The 663-nt window shown below is 38.5% G+C and carries 1 protein-coding gene; it reads right to left on the bottom strand.

The genetic code is table 11. The features are described 5' to 3' along the window. On the bottom strand, positions 1-562 hold a 562-nt coding region (locus NUW87_RS11445; protein ID WP_269028651.1), incomplete at its 3' end, for a gag-polypeptide of LTR copia-type domain-containing protein. Positions 563-663: the final 101 nt, after the last annotated feature.

Here is a 663-nt window from a genome sequence, read left to right as displayed (position 1 = left end):
GAAACTTCTTATTCCTAAATTTCTTCAACTTTATTGTGTAGGCTTGATCATTATATTTCTTTTGGGATTTCTCTTGTGCACTAATCCTTGATTCTTCTTGTGCACAACAAGTCCAAAGTTCTTCGAATGTAGGATACTCCTTCCTTGTGTTCATGCTTGCGGAAAATGCATCCCATGTCTTGGGAAGACCATTGAGTACTATGTTTACCAATTCCTTCTCTGAAATGATCTCTTCAATAGCTTGTAGTTGATCTCTTAACTGAGAGATTCTCACAAGGTATGATGTTATGCTTTCATCATCATTCATCTTCATGTCACAGAGCTCATTCTTCAGACTCATAACTTGTCCAATGTTTCTGACTGAGAAGAGATTTGTTAGGGCATAGTACATCTTCGATGAGTCAAGATGGGAGATGTAGGGTATCAAGTGGTCTTTTATGGAATCCACTATGATACTCATGGCATTGATGTCAACGTCTTTGAACTTCTCCATAGCTGCAACGTTCTGCGGTTCCTTCTCTTCTCCTTCTTCAAACTCTGGTTTCATGATCTTTCCTTTCACAATATCCAGCACTTTATTCTTAGCAAGGATGAGATCAATCCTTGTCTTCCATGCTCTGAAGTTAGAGGCTCCATCTAACTTGTTCTATGACTTTATAGAGT

Source organism: Corynebacterium pilbarense (assembly GCF_026930265.1).
Taxonomy (GTDB): domain Bacteria; phylum Actinomycetota; class Actinomycetes; order Mycobacteriales; family Mycobacteriaceae; genus Corynebacterium; species Corynebacterium pilbarense.
Note: the sequence above shows the minus strand (reverse complement) of the source record. Positions and strands in the feature narration are given on the sequence as shown.